Source organism: uncultured Roseobacter sp., from assembly GCF_947501835.1.
Lineage (GTDB): Bacteria > Pseudomonadota > Alphaproteobacteria > Rhodobacterales > Rhodobacteraceae > Roseobacter.
Genome location: NZ_CANMXR010000001.1, coordinates 462,208 through 477,414, shown reverse-complemented (window position 1 = coordinate 477,414; position 15,207 = coordinate 462,208). Strand labels below are relative to the sequence as shown.

Below are 15,207 nucleotides of genomic sequence, written 5' to 3'. Positions count from 1 at the left end.
CCAATTGAAGATCGGGACGCCAAAAGAGATTTTTGAAGGCGAAGCACGGGTTGCAATGACACCGGCTTCGGCAAAGGACCTGCAGAAGCTGGGTCATGAATGTGTCATCGAGGCCGGGGCCGGTGCGGCTGCCGGATTTTCGGACGCAGACTACAAAGAGGCCGGTGTCACGGTTGTCAAAACGGCGGCCGCCCTGTGGAAAGCGGCGGATGTCGTGGCCAAGGTGCGGGTCCCTGACGCGGCCGAAATGAAGCGGCTGCGCGAGGGGCAGACGCTGATCTCCTTCTTCAGCCCGGTGGCGGATGAAGCCAAGATGCAGGCCGCCGCGAAAAAGGGCGCGACCGTGATCGCGATGGAAATGATCCCCCGGATCAGCCGCGCGCAGAAGATGGATGCGCTGTCGTCGATGGCGAACATCGCGGGCTACCGCGCGGTGATCGAGGCGGGCAACAACTTTGGCCGGTTCTTTACCGGGCAGATCACGGCGGCGGGTAAGGTACCGCCAGCCAAGGTTCTGGTGGTCGGTGCCGGTGTCGCCGGTCTGGCGGCCATCGGGACGTCGACCTCGCTGGGCGCGATCACCTATGCTTTCGATGTGCGGCCCGAAGTGGCCGAGCAGGTGGAATCGATGGGCGCGGAATTCGTCTATCTCGATTTCGAGGAAGAACAGCAGGACGGCTCCGCTTCTGGTGGCTATGCCTCTGTTTCTTCGCCGGAATTCCGCGAAGCACAGCTGGCGAAGTTCCGCGAACTGGCCCCGGACGTGGACATCGTGATCACCACCGCGCTGATCCCGAACCGCGAGGCACCGGAGCTTTGGACCGAAGACATGGTGAAATCCATGAAGCCCGGCTCGGTCATTATCGATCTGGCGGCGGAGAAGGGTGGCAACTGCAAGCTGACCGTGGCCGATGAGAAGATCGTGACCGACAACGGCGTGACCATCATCGGCTATACCGATTTCCCCAGCCGCATGGGCACACAGGCCTCCAACCTCTATGCCACCAACATCCGCCATCTGATGACGGACCTCACACCGGAAAAAGACGGTGTGATCAACCACGACATGGAAGACGATGTGATCCGGGGTGCCACCATCGCGCACGCCAAAGAGGTCACCTTCCCGCCGCCGCCCCCCAAGGTGGCCGCGATTGCGGCAGCCCCCAAGAAAGAAGCGCCCAAGGAACTTACCGCAGAAGAAAAACGCGCTCAGGAACTGGCGGAGTTCAAGACGCAGACCCGCAATCAGGTCGGCCTGTTGGCCATCGGGGCGGCGTTGGTGCTGGCCGTTGGGCTGGTGGCGCCGGCGAGCTTCATGCAGCACTTCATCGTCTTTGTGCTCTCGGTCTTCATCGGGTTCCAGGTGATCTGGGGCGTGGCGCACAGCCTGCACACGCCGTTGATGGCGGTGACCAACGCGATCTCCTCGATCATCATTCTGGGGGCGCTTATCCAGATCGGGTCGAGCTCGCTGCTGATCACGCTGCTGGCGGCGCTGGCGATCTTTATGGCTTCCGTCAATATTTTCGGCGGCTTCCTTGTGACACGGCGCATGCTCGCCATGTTCCAGAAATCGTAAGGGGTAGGGAACAATGGAATACGGATTTACGATTGCGGCCTATGCGGTCGCGGCTGTTCTCTTCATCCTCAGCCTGGGCGGTCTGAGCGGTCAGGAAAGCGCGAAACGCGCGGTCTGGTATGGCATCGTCGGGATGGCCATTGCGGTGCTGGCGACCCTCATCGGCCCCGGTCAGGGGCTTGGGATCGCATCGATCATCCTGATCGGTCTGGGGGCGGCTGTTGGCTATCAGCTGGCCACCAAGGTGCAGATGACGCAGATGCCAGAGCTTGTGGCCATCATGCACAGCCTTGTGGGTCTCGCGGCGGTGTTCGTGGGTTTCAACGCCGATATCATGATAAACAACCTCGATAGCCTTTTTGTCGCGAACAATCTGGTTCTCGGTGCGACGGAAGCGGACGGCTTCACGGCCATTGGTTTGCCCAAGGAGATTTACGAGGGGCTGTCGTCCTTTGGTCAGCTGATCGCGAAGAAAAGCCAGGTTGAGATCAATATTCTGAAGGTCGAGCTGGTGCTGGGCATCTGGATTGGTGCCGTGACCTTCACAGGATCGGTCATTGCCTACGGCAAGCTTGCGGGCAAGGTGGACAGCGCTGCGACAAAACTGCCCGGCGGTCATCTGCTGAATGCCGGTGCGGCTGGATTGTCCCTGATCTTTACGATCATGTATCTGGGCGGGTCCGGCAGCTGGACGCTGGTACTCCTGACACTGCTGGCGCTCTTTATCGGCTATCACCTGATCATGGGCATTGGCGGCGCGGATATGCCGGTGGTTGTCTCCATGCTCAACAGCTATTCCGGCTGGGCCGCAGCGGCGATTGGTTTCTCGCTTGGCAACGATCTGCTGATCGTTGTGGGCGCGCTGGTGGGTTCGTCTGGTGCAATCCTCTCCTACATCATGTGCAAGGCGATGAACCGGTCCTTTGTCAGCGTGATCCTGGGGGGCTTTGGTGGCCCTGCGGGGGAGCAAATGGCGGTCGAAGGCGAGCAGATCGCCATTGAGGCGGACGGTGTTGCGGCGACCCTGAATGAAGCCGACAGCGTGATCATCATCCCCGGCTATGGCATGGCCGTGGCACAGGCACAACAGGGCGTGGCCGAGCTGGTGCGCAAGCTGCGCGCGCAGGGCAAGACCGTGCGGTTTGCGATCCACCCGGTGGCTGGGCGTCTGCCCGGGCACATGAACGTGCTGCTGGCCGAGGCGAAAGTGCCTTACGACATCGTGATGGAAATGGATGAGATCAACGAGGACTTTCCGGAGACGGATGTGGCCATCGTGATCGGCTCCAATGACATCGTGAACCCTGCGGCCCAGGACGATCCGAACTCGCCCATCGCCGGTATGCCGGTGCTGGAATGCTGGAAGGCCAAGCAGGTCTTTGTCTCCAAGCGGGGGCAGGGCACGGGCTATTCCGGCATCGAAAATCCGCTGTTCTTCAAGGAGAACACGCGCATGTTCTACGGCGATGCCAAGGCAAGCCTCGACAAGCTTTTGCCGATGATCGACTGACGCACCATTGGTGTGGTGATCGATCCGGTGGATTTGCAAGATGGATGATACGCCTGAAAAATCTGGTCGCCCCGAAGAGGGCGATCAGATCCTTGCCATTCGCACCATTGCCATGCCCGCGGATACCAATCCGGCGGGTGACATTTTTGGCGGTTGGCTCATGTCCCAGATGGACCTTGCGGCCGGGAACATTGCGGCCATGATTTCCGGCGGGCGCAGCGCGACCGTCGCGGTGGATGGGATGCAATTCCTCAGCCCGGTGAAGGTCGGCGACGAGGTATCCCTCTATGCCGAAGCCACCAGGATTGGCCGAACCTCCATGCGCATTCATGTCGAGGCCTGGCGGCGCGTGCGGCATCATGAAACGCGTGTGAAAGTGACGGATGCGCATTTTACCTTTGTAGCGCTGGATGAAAACGGGCGGCCCCGACCGGTAATCGCCGCGGATTAGGGCGTTTTACGGCCCGATCCCGGATCAACCGCCTGCGCGCCTGATTGCCGGGCAGTATGCAAAGGTGTACTGCTAAGGTAATGAATAAAAAGGCGTTTTTCTTTACTTCTATCTGGTCGAGTACTAGTTGAGCTAAAACCCTCTGGAAAGTACATATGGCACCGATCACTGATCACCCTTTGCGGTACAAGCTGGCCAATGAGCTGCATGCGCGCCCGTTTCCGTCGTTGAGCGCGCCGTGCTCGGCGGTCTATATCGCCATCAAGCAGCCCAATGATGCGGTGAGCCGGGATCGGGCGCAGGATCTGGCGCATCTCACGGCGCTGCTCGACCGTCACGGGGCGCCGCATCCGCAGCCGGGGGCCACGCATTACTATGGTCAGATCGGGAAGCACTGGCTCAAATGGGAGCAGCACACCGAGTTTGTGACCTATACGGCGTTTTCGGAAACGATTTACGAGCGCCCCTTCGACCCCGCGCAGTTTGATGTCTTTCCCTCGGACTGGCTGGAGGCGGCGCCGGGGCAGCGTATGACCTCGGTGCTGCTGCACATTGAGCAGCAACCAGGCGATATCGCGGAGGTGAGCACTCGATTGGACGATTGGTTTGTCTCTGAAAGCCTTGCCGTGTCAGAGGTGCTCGATCAGGCCGCGATTGTTGCCGGAGATTTCCGGATCGATCAAAACGGGCATTTGCGATTTGCCGTTTTTGCCAAGCCGGAGACCGGGACACGGCGCATCGGTCGGATCGTGCAGCGCCTTTGTGAGATCGAAACCTACAAGACCATGTCGATGCTGGGCTTTGCCCGGGTGCGGGCGCTGCAGCCCAAGCTCAACGATCTGGACACCAAGCTGACCGGATTGATGAGTGACATGTCCGATGAGGATGCGCCCGCAGAGTGGACGCTGCACAACCTGCTGGCGATTTCGGCGGAGCTGGAAACCCTGTCGGCGCAATCGTCCTTTCGCTTTGGCGCGACGGGGGCCTATGAAGCGCTGGTCAATCAGCGGATCGCGGCGCTGCGCGAGGCGCGGTATCAGGGGCGGCAGCATTTCGGCGAGTTTATGATGCGACGCTATGCCCCTGCGATGCGCACCGTCCATTCCGCGGAATCGCGGCTGGAGGCGATGTCGAGCCGGTCGATCCGGGCGTCGAACCTGCTGCGGACGCGGGTGGATGTGGAGCGTTCGGCACAGAACCAATCCTTGCTGGAGAGCATGGACCGCCGTTCCGATTTGCAACTGCGGTTGCAGCGCACGGTGGAGGGGCTGTCTGTGGTGGCCATCAGCTATTATGCGGTCTCGCTGGTGGGCTATCTGATCTATCCGCTGACACAGGCCACCGGGATGAGCAAGGGGATGCTGACGGCGCTGGCAACGGTGCCTGTGGTGCTGCTTGTGTGGTGGATGGTGCGCAGGTTGCGGAAGTCAGTAGAGTAGATCGAGTTTTCCGAAGGAAAGTCGACCCGTGCGGACAAGTGGGTTTCTGAAAGAAACCTGCGGTCCGGCACCCGGTTCTGATGTTGGGATGACGGCTGAACGGCGCTCTTTGGGCTTGCGCCAAAGACGCCCCGCCCGCCGTCCCGTATTCGGTCCCCGAAATCGAGAGTGGTGCGGCCTCCGCCCAAATCCTATGGATTTTCACGCGGTCCGCACCCGGATCAGAGGGCTTTAACGCCCTCTGATCCGGGGATCCAACGCGTCCCTTAGCCCGTCGCCCAGATAGTTCACGGACAAGACGGTGAGAGAGATCAGGATACCGGGGAGCATCACCCGTTCTGGGAATTCCTCCATCCGTGGCACGGCGTCCGACAGCAGTTTGCCCCAGGTGGGGAAGTCGGAAGGAAAGCCAACGCCGAGAAAGCTCAGCGCGCTTTCAGTGATGATGGCGGTGGCCAGACCAAGGGTAGCAGACACCATGATTGGCGAGACCACATTTGGCAGCAAGTGCCGCCGGATGATCGCAAAAGGCTTGGTGCCGATGGAGCGCGCCGCGAGGATGAATTCCCGTTCCTTGAGGGCGAGGATTTCGCCGCGCACAATCCGGGCCGTTTGCATCCAGGAGGTGATGCCGATCACCCCGACAATCAGGATAAACATGCCCGTTTCCGGCCCGAAGTTGGCCCTCAAGGGTTGTCGGAAGAGGGTCACCGCAACCAGCAGGAGCGGCAGGATGGGCAGGGACAGGAACAGGTCTGTCAGACGCATCAGCGGGCCGTCCAGCCGCTTGAAATACCCGGCAGAGACGCCCACGGCCGTGCCGATGAAAAGGGCGAGGATCATCGCCGTCCAACCGACCGCCATGGAGGCGCGCCCGCCGGCGATGAGGGTCGCCAGAATATCGCGCCCCAGGTTGTCCGAGCCCAGCGGCTTGGCCCAGCTGGTCTTGGCCTCGCCATCCCAGAGCAGCGTATACATCGGGCGCATGTCCTTGTTGCGGATGTCGAGCGCTTTGGGATCCACATCCCAGACCACCGGGCCGATCAGCACGGCCAGCGTGATGAACAGCAAAAAGCCGCCACCAATCATCGCGCCCTTGTGTTTGCGGAATTGGTCCCAGACGTCTTTCCACTGGCTGCGCGGCTCCTTGGGCGGCTCCTTATCCTTGAGCGCGCCGTAGAGTTCGATCTCGGACGGGTCGGTGATTTGATCAGTCATAGCGGATCCTCGGATCGAGAATGCCGTAGAGCACGTCAGCGATCAGATTGAAGAGAACGATGAGGATGGCGAAGATGAAGGTCAGCGTCATCACCATCGGCAGATCGTTGGCAAAAAGCGCTGTCAGCAAGAGCTGCCCGATGCCGTTCACCTTGAAGAGCGTTTCGGTGATAATGGCGCCGCCGAAGATCGCCGGGATGCCGAGCGCGATCACGGTGATGATCGGGATCATCGAGTTGCGCAGCACATGGACAAGCACCACGACGCTTTCCTTCAGCCCTTTGGCGCGGGCGGTGCGCACGTAGTCCTGATTGAGGTTGTCGAGCATGGAGGCGCGCATGAAGCGGCTGATCTGGGCGGTGGTCTGCAGGGCGAGCACCATCACGGGCATGATCATCTGCTTGAATTGCACCACGAAACTGTCCCAGTCCGTGACCACATGGGTGGTGTCGTAGATGGACGGGAACCAGCCCAGATTGACTGAGAAGATCACGATCACGAGCACGCCGGAGAAGAAGGGCGGAATGGAAAACCCGATCATCGAGACGAACGTACCCGCCTGATCGAAGAGCGAATACTGCTTATAGGCGGAATATATGCCGATCGGCAGTGCGATCAGGATGCCCACGACATAGGACATGCCAACCACCCAGAGCGTCTGTGGCATCCGCTGCATGACGATGTCCATCACCGGCGAGCGGGTCTGCCAGGAGATCACGCGCAGCTTGCCTTCGGCAAAACTGGTGCCGAACCAATGATCGATCAGCACCTGCGGCTCGATCCAGAAAAACTGCACCAGCCATTTCCAGTATTGCACATGCGCGGGCGCTCCGAGACCCAGGGCTTCGCGCATTTTCTGTTTCACTTCGGGGGGGACGGTCAGGGGCACCTGCGCCATCGGATCGCCCGGGGCCAGTTGCAAAAGTGCGAAAATGACAAGGCTGATAAAAAGCAAAGTCGGGATCGACAGGACCAGCCGTCGGATCGTGTAAGTCAGCATGTGCTACGCCTCTATGCGTCAGTCTTGTTATTGTTGCGAGCTATGCGGCGCATAAATCAATTTCGCCGCCACCAAAAGAGGGCAGGGGCGCATCTTATTGTGCGCCCCTGCTCAAATTTGTGTCAGTTACTGATGCGGTACCAGTCCGCGGCATTCCACAATTCGGAATCCCACGTGTTCAGGATCACACCGCCCAGCGTCGTCGAGTGTGCCGACACACGACCACGGTCCACCAGCGGCACGATCGTCATTGTCTCGCGGGTGATGATGTCGTTCAGGCGCTTGGCAATTTCGCCGCGCTTGTCGAGCTCACCGGTGCGGGCCAATTCATCGAGGAGGGCATCATATTCTTCGTTGCAGAAGCGGTTGATGTTCTCACCCTGCCATTGGCTGGAGGGTTTTGGTTCGCCGCCGCAACGGTAGGCCGACAGGTAGGCCTGCGGGTCGGTGCCGTCGAAGTTGTTGGCGTACATTTCCACATCCGCATAGAACTTCTGGAAGGTGTCGGGCGAGCCCGGGTCACCGCCAAAGAACACGGAGGCGTCAAGGTTGCGCAGCTCGGTTTCAACACCGATCTGGTTCCACCAGTCCTTGATCAGGGCCTGGAAGTCCTGACGCACCGCGTTGGTCGAGGTCTGGTAGAGGATCGACAGTTTCACGCCGTCCTTGTCCCGCACGCCGTCGCCATCGCTGTCGACCCAACCGGCCTCATCCAGCAGCGCCTTGGCGCCATCGATGTCCTGCGTCAGGCATTCCGTATTGTCGGAGGCATAAAGCGCCGGAGCGGGCACGAGGTTACAGGTCGCGCGACCCGCCTGACCGTAGCCGATCTCGACCAGCAGTTCGCGGTCGATGGCCATGGATAGCGCCTTGCGCACGTTGAAGTCGGACAGGAAGGGGTGGGGGTGCGCGATGGTGGAGCGCTCCCCTTCCGGCAGGTCCGGCGACGGGTTGGTGAGGTTCATCTCAAGCCGCTCAACCAGTGTGCCGAAGGCCGAGACGGGCACACCTTTGCCGGCTTCCGCCATTTTGGCCAGAACGTCGGGAGCCAGTTGCAGGTTCCAGGCGTAGTCGAATTCGCCAGTCTCCAGAACCGCGCGGCCTGCTGCTGTTGCGTCACCGCCGCCCTTGAAGGTCAGCGAGGCAAAGGCTGGTTTGCCTTCGTGGCGGAAGTTTTCATTCGCCACCATCTGGATCACGTCATTGGGACGGAAATCTGTGACGACGAAGGGACCGGTGCCGATGGGGTTGAAGTTCGCTTCTGTGCACTCAGGCGCTTTGGCACCGAGGCAGTCCGCAAACTGCGCCTTTTGAATGATCGGGGATTGGCCGCCCATGAAGGGGCCGTAAGGGTTCGGTTTGGCGTCGACGAAGTTCACTTTGACCGTCAGGTCATCAAGGATCTCTACGCTTTCCACGCCGTCAAATTTGGACGCCTGCGCGCAGCCGCCTTCGGGGTGCATGCAGTACTCAGCGGTAAAGGCAACGTCCGCCGAGGTCACAGGTGAGCCGTCTGACCAGACAAGGCCTTCGCTCAGTTTCCAGGTGATGGATTTCAGATCCGCGCTGACGCCGCCATTCTCAACGGTCGGAATCTCATCGACCAGATAGGGCACCAGATTGCCGTTTTCGTCGTAGCGGCCCAGCGGCTCAATCACCAGCGAGGCAGATTCGAGATCTTTCGTACCACCGGAAAGGTAAGGGTTCAGGATCGATGGGGCCTGCCAGTAGATGATGTTGACCTGACCATCTCTGCCACGTTCGCCCTCATGGCCGTCTGCAAATGCGACGGGTGCCAGTGCGGTTGTGGCGATTGCCCCCAATAGTAGGGTTTTGAGTTTCATTTTGTACTCCATGTTGGACACGTGAATGCCGTTGCGCGCCTCGATTGCGTCTTGGGCGCTTGAGTGCTGACCGGAAGCAATGTGAGAACACTGGCCTAACTTTGCGAAAAGACGCAACTTTTGAGCCGAGCCCCCGGGGGTGCATATGCCCATCGAAGCATCTTTTTCGGAAAAAGCAACCCTTGTGATGGATGACTTTGTGGCAACTGCCCCGGACGGGTTTGACACCACTGGCGTCTTGGCTTTAGCGTCCCGGGACAAGAACATCAGGGGCGACCATGCTGGATAACGAACAACAAAGCGGTGCTGTGCATCCGATTGCACAAATCAAAGGGCTGCGGGTCGAATTCCAAACCAAGGACGGGCCGGTTGTCGGGGTCGAGGATGTTTCCTTTGACATCAACCCGGGCGAGACCGTCTGCGTGGTGGGCGAAAGCGGGTCCGGCAAGTCGGTGTCATCGCTCTCCCTGATGCGGCTTGTGGAGTTTGGCGGCGGCGAAATCACCGGTGGGCAGCTGTGGTTTGATCGCCCGGATGCCGATGACGTTGACCTGGCCAGCACCGATCCGGAAAAGATGCGCTCGATCCGCGGCAATGAGATCGGGATGATCTTTCAGGAGCCAATGACGGCGCTGAACCCGGTGTTCACCGTTGGGCGGCAGCTGACCGAGGGGCTGCGTCTGCACAAGGATATGACGCGTGCCGAAGCCGAGGCGCGGGCGCTGGAGCTGCTGCGCGAGGTCCGCATTCCGGAACCGGAGCGGCGTTTGGTGCAATACCCGCACGAGCTTTCGGGCGGGATGCGACAACGTGTGGTGATTGCCATGGCGTTGGCCTGCAAGCCGCGTCTGCTGATTGCCGACGAGCCGACGACGGCCTTGGATGTGACCATTCAGGCGGAAATTCTGGCGTTGATGGACCGGTTGAAGCGTGAGACCGGCACGGCGGTGATGTTCATCACTCATGACATGGCGGTGGTGGCACAGATGGCCGACCGCGTGGTCGTGATGTTCCGCGGCAACAAGGTCGAAGAAGGCCCCGTGGCCGAGATTTTCGAGAACCCGCAGCACCCCTATACCAAGGCGCTGCTGGCGGCGGTGCCCAAGCTGGGCGAGATGACCGGCAAGGCATTCCCGGAGCCGATGAAGCTCTTGGGCACCGAGGGCCATGAGATCAAGCCCATCACCGGCACGGATGAGGTGCTGTTGTCGGTCAAGAACCTGACCACACGCTTCCCGGTCAAGGGCGGCTTTTTCCGGCGGACGGTGGCCAATGTGCACGCGGTGGAGGATGTTTCCTTCACCATCAACAAGGGGCAGACGTTGAGCCTTGTTGGCGAAAGCGGCTGCGGCAAATCCACCGCCGGGCGCTCGATCCTGCGGCTCGTCGATCCGATGTCCGGCGAGGTGAACCTTGACGGCACTGATGTCATGGCGCTGGATCACAATGCGCTGCGCGAGGCGCGGCTCGACATGCAGATGATCTTTCAGGATCCCTTCGCCTCGCTCAATCCGCAGATGCAGCTGAGCGATCAGGTAGCCGAACCGATGCACAACTACGGCACGCTCAAGGGGTCGGCCGTGCAGGAACGGGTCGGCATGCTTTTTGACCGGGTGGAACTGCCCCGCAGCTTCATGCGCCGCTTTCCGCACGAGCTTTCGGGTGGGCAGCGGCAGCGGGTGGCCATCGCCCGCGCCCTGGCGCTCAATCCGAAACTGATCATCGCTGATGAGGCCGTCTCGGCGCTGGATGTGTCGGTGCAGGCGCAGGTGCTGAACCTGATGCTGGAACTGCAGGCCGAAATGGGCCTGTCGTTCCTGTTCATCAGCCATGACATGGCGGTCGTTGAACGCGTCAGCCATCAGGTGGGTGTGATGTATCTGGGCCGGATTGTCGAGCTTGGGCCGCGCGCGCGCGTTTTCGAAAACCCGCAGCATGCCTATACGCAGGCCCTGATGAAGGCGGTGCCCATCGCGGACCCGCGCAAACGTAAGGACGAGCGGGATTTGAACTTTAAACCGATCCCATCGCCGATTCACCCGGTTGGCTACGCGCCCGGACCATCAGTCTATGACGAGGTTGAACCGGGGCACTTTGTGTTGCAGGGCGATTGGGGCGGCTATAAGCGTGATGACGCATTGGTGCGCACAGAAAACCGTCTGCGCGAAGGGCAGGACGCCCCGGAAGGGTTGAGCGGACGCCGCCTGTATGACTGACCGGCTCACCCCATTAGAGCTGATGCGCCAACTGGTCAGCTTTCCCACCGTCAGCCGTGATACCAACCTGCCCTTGATTGACTGGGTGGATGATTATTTCAGCAGTCACGGGATCACATCGCATCGCTACAATCATCCCGATGAACCCAAGGCGGCGCTTTTTGCGCATGTTGGGCCTTGGGAAGAAGGGGCAATCGTGCTCTCCGGTCACACCGATGTGGTCCCGGTGGATGGCCAGCCCTGGGACAGCGATCCCTTCGATCTGGTGGAGAGAGACGATAAGTATTTCGGGCGCGGCACCTGCGATATGAAGGGGTTCGACGCGCTGGCGATCTGGGCAATGGTCGAGGCACATCACGCAGGGATCAAACGACCCCTGCAGATTGCGCTGAGCTTTGATGAGGAAATCGGCTGCGTCGGTGCGCCGCCGATGATTGCGGCCATGCAGCCGGTCTTGCCCAAAGGATCCGCGGTGATTGTGGGCGAGCCCTCGTCGATGCGCGTGGTGGCTGGCCACAAGGGCGGCACCGGGTTCAATACCCATGTCCGCGGCTTTGAAGTGCATTCCTCGCTGCTGGACCGCGGCGTGAATGCGATCATGTATGGTGCCAAGCTGATCGAATGGGCCAATGAGATGAACGCGCAAAACCAGAGCGCCACACCCGGCGCCATGGCGGCGATGTTCGACCCGGCCTACACCACGGTTCATGTCGGGATGATCGAAGGCGGCACGGCACATAATATCACCGCCAAGGACTGTTATTTCGCGGTCGATTTCCGCGTTGTGCCCGGGGAGCGCAAATCGGACTGGGAGGCGCGTTACCGCGCGCGTGTCGCCGAGGTCGAAGCGCTCATGCAGGCAGTTGTGCCGGAGACGAAGATCGAAATCTCCCCACGGTTCGACGTGCCGGGGTTGCAGCCTGAGGTCGAGGGCGAAGCCGAGAGCCTGGTGCGCATGCTGACCGGCGACAATGCCAGCCATGTGGTCAGCTACGGCACCGAAGCCGGGCAATTTCAGGAAGCGGGATATTCTGCTGTCATCTGCGGTCCGGGTGATATCGCACAGGCGCATCAGCCCAACGAATTTATTTCAGTTGCGGAATTCAACGCAGGCCATAGCTTTATGCAGAAGCTGGTCACCCGATTGTGCCAATGAGCCGGTTGGCCTGGGGCGAAAGACCCCAGCGGTGTCCGGCAGACCGTCTTGAGGCGCGCCTTGCCTGATATGCAGTCTTTTCCCTTTTCAGATGCAACACCCCGACGTTTTTCCGCAGAGCTGCCAGCGCAGGCGGATGTTGTCGTCGTGGGCGGCGGGGTTGTGGGGGTCTCAACGGCTCTTTTTCTGAGGCGCGCGGGTCAAAAGGTGGTTCTGCTGGAAAAAGGCTGCATTGCGGGCGAACAATCCAGCCGCAACTGGGGGTGGATCCGCCAGCAGGGGCGCGACCCGGATGAGCTGCCGATCATGGTGGAGGCCAATCGCCTGTGGCGTGAACTGGCGACCCAGACCAATCAGGACATCGGGCTCACACAGGGCGGCGTGACTTATCTGGCGCAGTCTGAGGCGCAGATGGCCCGTTATGCAGACTGGATCGCCCATGCCCGCGATGCGGGCGTCGATACGCGGCTCCTGTCTGCAACTGAGGCTGCAGATTTGGTGCCCGGCATGTCCAAAAAATACGCGGGCGCGCTGCACACCGCTTCCGACATGCGGGCCGAACCCTGGCTGGCGGTGCCTGCTGTGGCCGAGATTGCGCAGCGCGAAGGTGCTGTAATTATTGAAAATTGTGCTGTGCGCTGCCTTGATCTTGCGGCTGGGCGGGTGGCCGGGGTTGTCACGGAACGGGGCAGGGTCGCCGCCCCGGAAGTGGTTTTGGCAGGCGGGGCATGGTCCGCGCTCTTCCTGCGCAATCACGGTGTGGCGCTGCCGCAGTTGTCCGTGCGCGCAACCGTTGCGGCCACGTCGGCGCTGCCGGTGGTGGCCGCAGGCGGCGTTGCGGATGATGAAATTGCCTTTCGTGCCCGCGTGGATGGCGGGTACACCCTTGCGCCGGGCGGGTTTCATGAGCTGTTTCTGGGGTGGGACGCTCTGCGCGCCTTGCCGAAATTTCTGACCCAGCTGCGTGCAGCCCCCTTTGGCACCAGATTTCTGCCCGCCGCACCCGAAGGATACCCCGATGGCTGGCGCACACCCCGCCACTGGTCGGGGGATCAGCCCAGCCCCTTTGAGGCCCTGCGCGTATTGAACCCGAAACCGAACATGGGCCGGGCAAATCGCCTGAAAAGCCAATTCGCACAGCTGTTTCCGGAACTGCCCGATTTTCAGCTGTCGCATGCCTGGGCTGGCATGATCGATACCATGCCCGACATCGTGCCCGTGGTGGACAGGGTGGCGGCATTGCCGGGGCTCACCCTGGGCACGGGCATGAGCGGCCACGGATTTGGTATCGGCCCGGCGATGGGGCGGGTGCTTGCGGATCTGGCGCAGGGCAAACCACCGGGGCATGATCTGACCCGCTTCAGACTGGCACGTTTTTCAGACGGCAGCAGGATGCACCTTGGTCCGGCCCTCTAGCGCTGTCCCGGATATCGCCCAGGAATTTTCGCGATCTGGTTGAAGACCCGGCGCAGCGGGTTAAGATACCGGTAAGCGGTCGGAATCACGCCCGCATTTCCGTGCCCTAAAGGCACCCAACGCCCAAAAGCCTGAACCATGGTGGCCATTTGCCTTATGCAAGAAGCGCCGTACGTGGTCGCATGGCCGTCAAGGAGACGATACGCATGCCTGTCAAAAACCGTTTTGCCGAACTGCATGATGAAATCACCGCATGGCGGCGCGATTTGCATGAGCACCCGGAGTTGCTTTTCGATACGCATCGCACCTCTGCGCTGGTGGCGGAAAAGCTGACGGCCTTCGGGTGTGACGAGGTCGTCACGGGCATCGGGCGCACTGGCGTCGTAGGTGTTATCAAGGGCAATTCGGACACCTCCGGCAAGGTGATCGGATTGCGTGCGGATATGGATGCCCTGCCGATATTGGAACAGACTGGTGTTGAATATGCCTCCAAAACACCGGGCGCGATGCACGCCTGTGGGCATGACGGCCATACTGCGATGCTGCTGGGGGCGGCGAAATACCTCGCGGAGACGCGTAATTTCGATGGCACGGCCGTGGTGATCTTCCAGCCCGCCGAAGAGGGCGGAGGCGGTGGCCGCGAAATGTGCGAAGACGGGATGATGGAGCGTTTCGGCATTCAGGAAGTTTACGGCATGCACAATTGGCCGGGCCGCCCCCTGGGCAGTTTCGCGATCCGCCCCGGTGCGTTTTTTGCCGCAACGGATATCTTTGAGATTGAGGTCGAAGGGCTGGGTGGTCACGCCGCAAAGCCGCATGAAACCGTGGATACCACCGTTGTGGCGAGCCAGATTGTCGTTGCCTTGCAGACAATTGCCAGCCGTTTCGCGGATCCGGTGGATCAGGTCGTGGTCTCTGTCACCTCGTTCGAGACCTCCTCCAAGGCGTTCAATGTCATCCCGCAGCGGGTGGCCCTCAAGGGCACGGTGCGCACGATGTCCGGTGAGATGCGGGACCTTGCAGAAACGCGACTGAAGAAGATTGCGACAGGTGTGGCGGAGAGCTTTGGTGCCGAGGCCCGGGTGGATTATGTGCGCAATTACCCGGTCATGGTGAACCACGACGAGCAGACCAAATTTGCCGCAGATGTCGCGACCAAGATCAGCGGGTCCTGTGCCGAAGCACCGCTGGTCATGGGCGGCGAGGATTTCGCTTTCATGCTCGAAGAACGCCCCGGCGCTTACATTCTGGTCGGTAACGGACCGGGCGCGGCGGTGCACCACCCGGAATACAATTTCAACGACGAGGCGATCCCCGCAGGCTGTAGCTGGTGGGCCGAGATCGTTGAACAACGGCTGCCCGTCGCCTCATAGCGGAT

General features: G+C 60.7%; 11 protein-coding genes. 8 read left to right on the top strand and 3 right to left on the bottom strand.

What is annotated here, in order from left to right; translation table 11 throughout:
- The first annotated feature begins 4 nt into the window (after nt 1-4).
- From Q1A20_RS02355 to Q1A20_RS02340, 4 genes are all read left to right on the top strand, one after another.
- A complete protein-coding gene (locus tag Q1A20_RS02355; RefSeq protein WP_299404003.1) occupies nt 5-1,579 on the top strand; it encodes a Re/Si-specific NAD(P)(+) transhydrogenase subunit alpha in 1,575 nt (524 codons plus the stop codon).
- 13 nt (nt 1,580-1,592) lie between these two features.
- A complete protein-coding gene (locus Q1A20_RS02350; protein WP_298969948.1) occupies nt 1,593-3,089 on the top strand; it encodes an NAD(P)(+) transhydrogenase (Re/Si-specific) subunit beta in 1,497 nt (498 codons plus the stop codon).
- A gap of 40 nt (nt 3,090-3,129) precedes the next feature.
- Nucleotides 3,130-3,540: an acyl-CoA thioesterase gene (locus Q1A20_RS02345; protein ID WP_298969947.1), complete on the top strand. Its 411-nt coding sequence runs from the start codon at nt 3,130-3,132 to the stop codon at nt 3,538-3,540.
- A 155-nt stretch (nt 3,541-3,695) separates the two neighbouring features.
- Complete coding sequence (locus Q1A20_RS02340; protein WP_298969946.1) at nt 3,696-4,979, top strand: DUF3422 family protein; 1,284 nt, start codon at nt 3,696-3,698, stop codon at nt 4,977-4,979.
- 231 nt (nt 4,980-5,210) lie between these two features.
- Here Q1A20_RS02340 and Q1A20_RS02335 read toward each other — a convergent pair whose 3' ends face one another.
- The 3 genes from Q1A20_RS02335 to Q1A20_RS02325 all read right to left on the bottom strand — a co-directional run bounded on the left by Q1A20_RS02335 (nt 5,211) and on the right by Q1A20_RS02325 (nt 9,041).
- Nucleotides 5,211-6,197, bottom strand: a complete 987-nt coding sequence (locus tag Q1A20_RS02335; protein WP_298969945.1) for an ABC transporter permease — start codon at nt 6,195-6,197, stop codon at nt 5,211-5,213.
- Complete coding sequence (locus Q1A20_RS02330) at nt 6,190-7,197, bottom strand: ABC transporter permease (protein ID WP_299404012.1); 1,008 nt, start codon at nt 7,195-7,197, stop codon at nt 6,190-6,192. The genes Q1A20_RS02335 and Q1A20_RS02330 overlap by 8 nt, the downstream gene beginning before the upstream one ends.
- A gap of 122 nt (nt 7,198-7,319) precedes the next feature.
- Nucleotides 7,320-9,041 carry a peptide ABC transporter substrate-binding protein gene (locus Q1A20_RS02325; RefSeq protein ID WP_298969943.1) on the bottom strand — a complete coding sequence of 574 codons (1,722 nt, stop codon included), beginning with the start codon at nt 9,039-9,041 and terminating at the stop codon, nt 7,320-7,322.
- Nucleotides 9,042-9,319: 278 nt separating this feature from the next.
- Here Q1A20_RS02325 and Q1A20_RS02320 point away from each other — a divergent pair, with 278 nt between their 5' ends.
- From Q1A20_RS02320 to Q1A20_RS02305, 4 genes are all read left to right on the top strand, one after another.
- Nucleotides 9,320-11,257 (top strand): ABC transporter ATP-binding protein, encoded by a 1,938-nt coding sequence (locus Q1A20_RS02320; protein ID WP_299404015.1) that lies wholly within the window; start codon nt 9,320-9,322, stop codon nt 11,255-11,257.
- On the top strand, nt 11,250-12,413 hold the full coding sequence (gene argE / locus Q1A20_RS02315; RefSeq protein WP_299404018.1) for an acetylornithine deacetylase: 1,164 nt from the start codon (nt 11,250-11,252) through the stop codon (nt 12,411-12,413). Before Q1A20_RS02320 ends, argE begins: the two co-directional genes overlap by 8 nt.
- A gap of 69 nt (nt 12,414-12,482) precedes the next feature.
- Nucleotides 12,483-13,829, top strand: coding sequence for an FAD-binding oxidoreductase (locus Q1A20_RS02310; protein WP_299404019.1), 1,347 nt, complete (start codon nt 12,483-12,485; stop codon nt 13,827-13,829).
- A gap of 206 nt (nt 13,830-14,035) precedes the next feature.
- The gene (locus Q1A20_RS02305; protein WP_299915731.1) at nt 14,036-15,202 is read left to right on the top strand and encodes a M20 aminoacylase family protein; all 1,167 of its coding nucleotides are present in this window, start codon (nt 14,036-14,038) and stop codon (nt 15,200-15,202) included.
- Nucleotides 15,203-15,207 lie beyond the last annotated feature (5 nt).

Excerpts from the sequence above, each read along its gene's own strand:
- Q1A20_RS02325 (WP_298969943.1), bottom strand. The coding sequence starts at position 9,041 with ATGAAACTCAAAACCCTACTATTGGGGGCAATCGCCACAACCGCACTG.
- Q1A20_RS02310 (WP_299404019.1), top strand. The coding sequence starts at position 12,483 with ATGCAGTCTTTTCCCTTTTCAGATGCAACACCCCGACGTTTTTCCGCA.
- Q1A20_RS02350 (WP_298969948.1), top strand. The coding sequence starts at position 1,593 with ATGGAATACGGATTTACGATTGCGGCCTATGCGGTCGCGGCTGTTCTC.
- Q1A20_RS02305 (WP_299915731.1), top strand. The coding sequence starts at position 14,036 with ATGCCTGTCAAAAACCGTTTTGCCGAACTGCATGATGAAATCACCGCA.
- Q1A20_RS02340 (WP_298969946.1), top strand. The coding sequence starts at position 3,696 with ATGGCACCGATCACTGATCACCCTTTGCGGTACAAGCTGGCCAATGAG.
- Q1A20_RS02335 (WP_298969945.1), bottom strand. The coding sequence starts at position 6,197 with ATGACTGATCAAATCACCGACCCGTCCGAGATCGAACTCTACGGCGCG.
- Q1A20_RS02345 (WP_298969947.1), top strand. The coding sequence starts at position 3,130 with ATGGATGATACGCCTGAAAAATCTGGTCGCCCCGAAGAGGGCGATCAG.
- Q1A20_RS02320 (WP_299404015.1), top strand. The coding sequence starts at position 9,320 with ATGCTGGATAACGAACAACAAAGCGGTGCTGTGCATCCGATTGCACAA.
- Q1A20_RS02330 (WP_299404012.1), bottom strand. The coding sequence starts at position 7,197 with ATGCTGACTTACACGATCCGACGGCTGGTCCTGTCGATCCCGACTTTG.
- argE (WP_299404018.1), top strand. The coding sequence starts at position 11,250 with ATGACTGACCGGCTCACCCCATTAGAGCTGATGCGCCAACTGGTCAGC.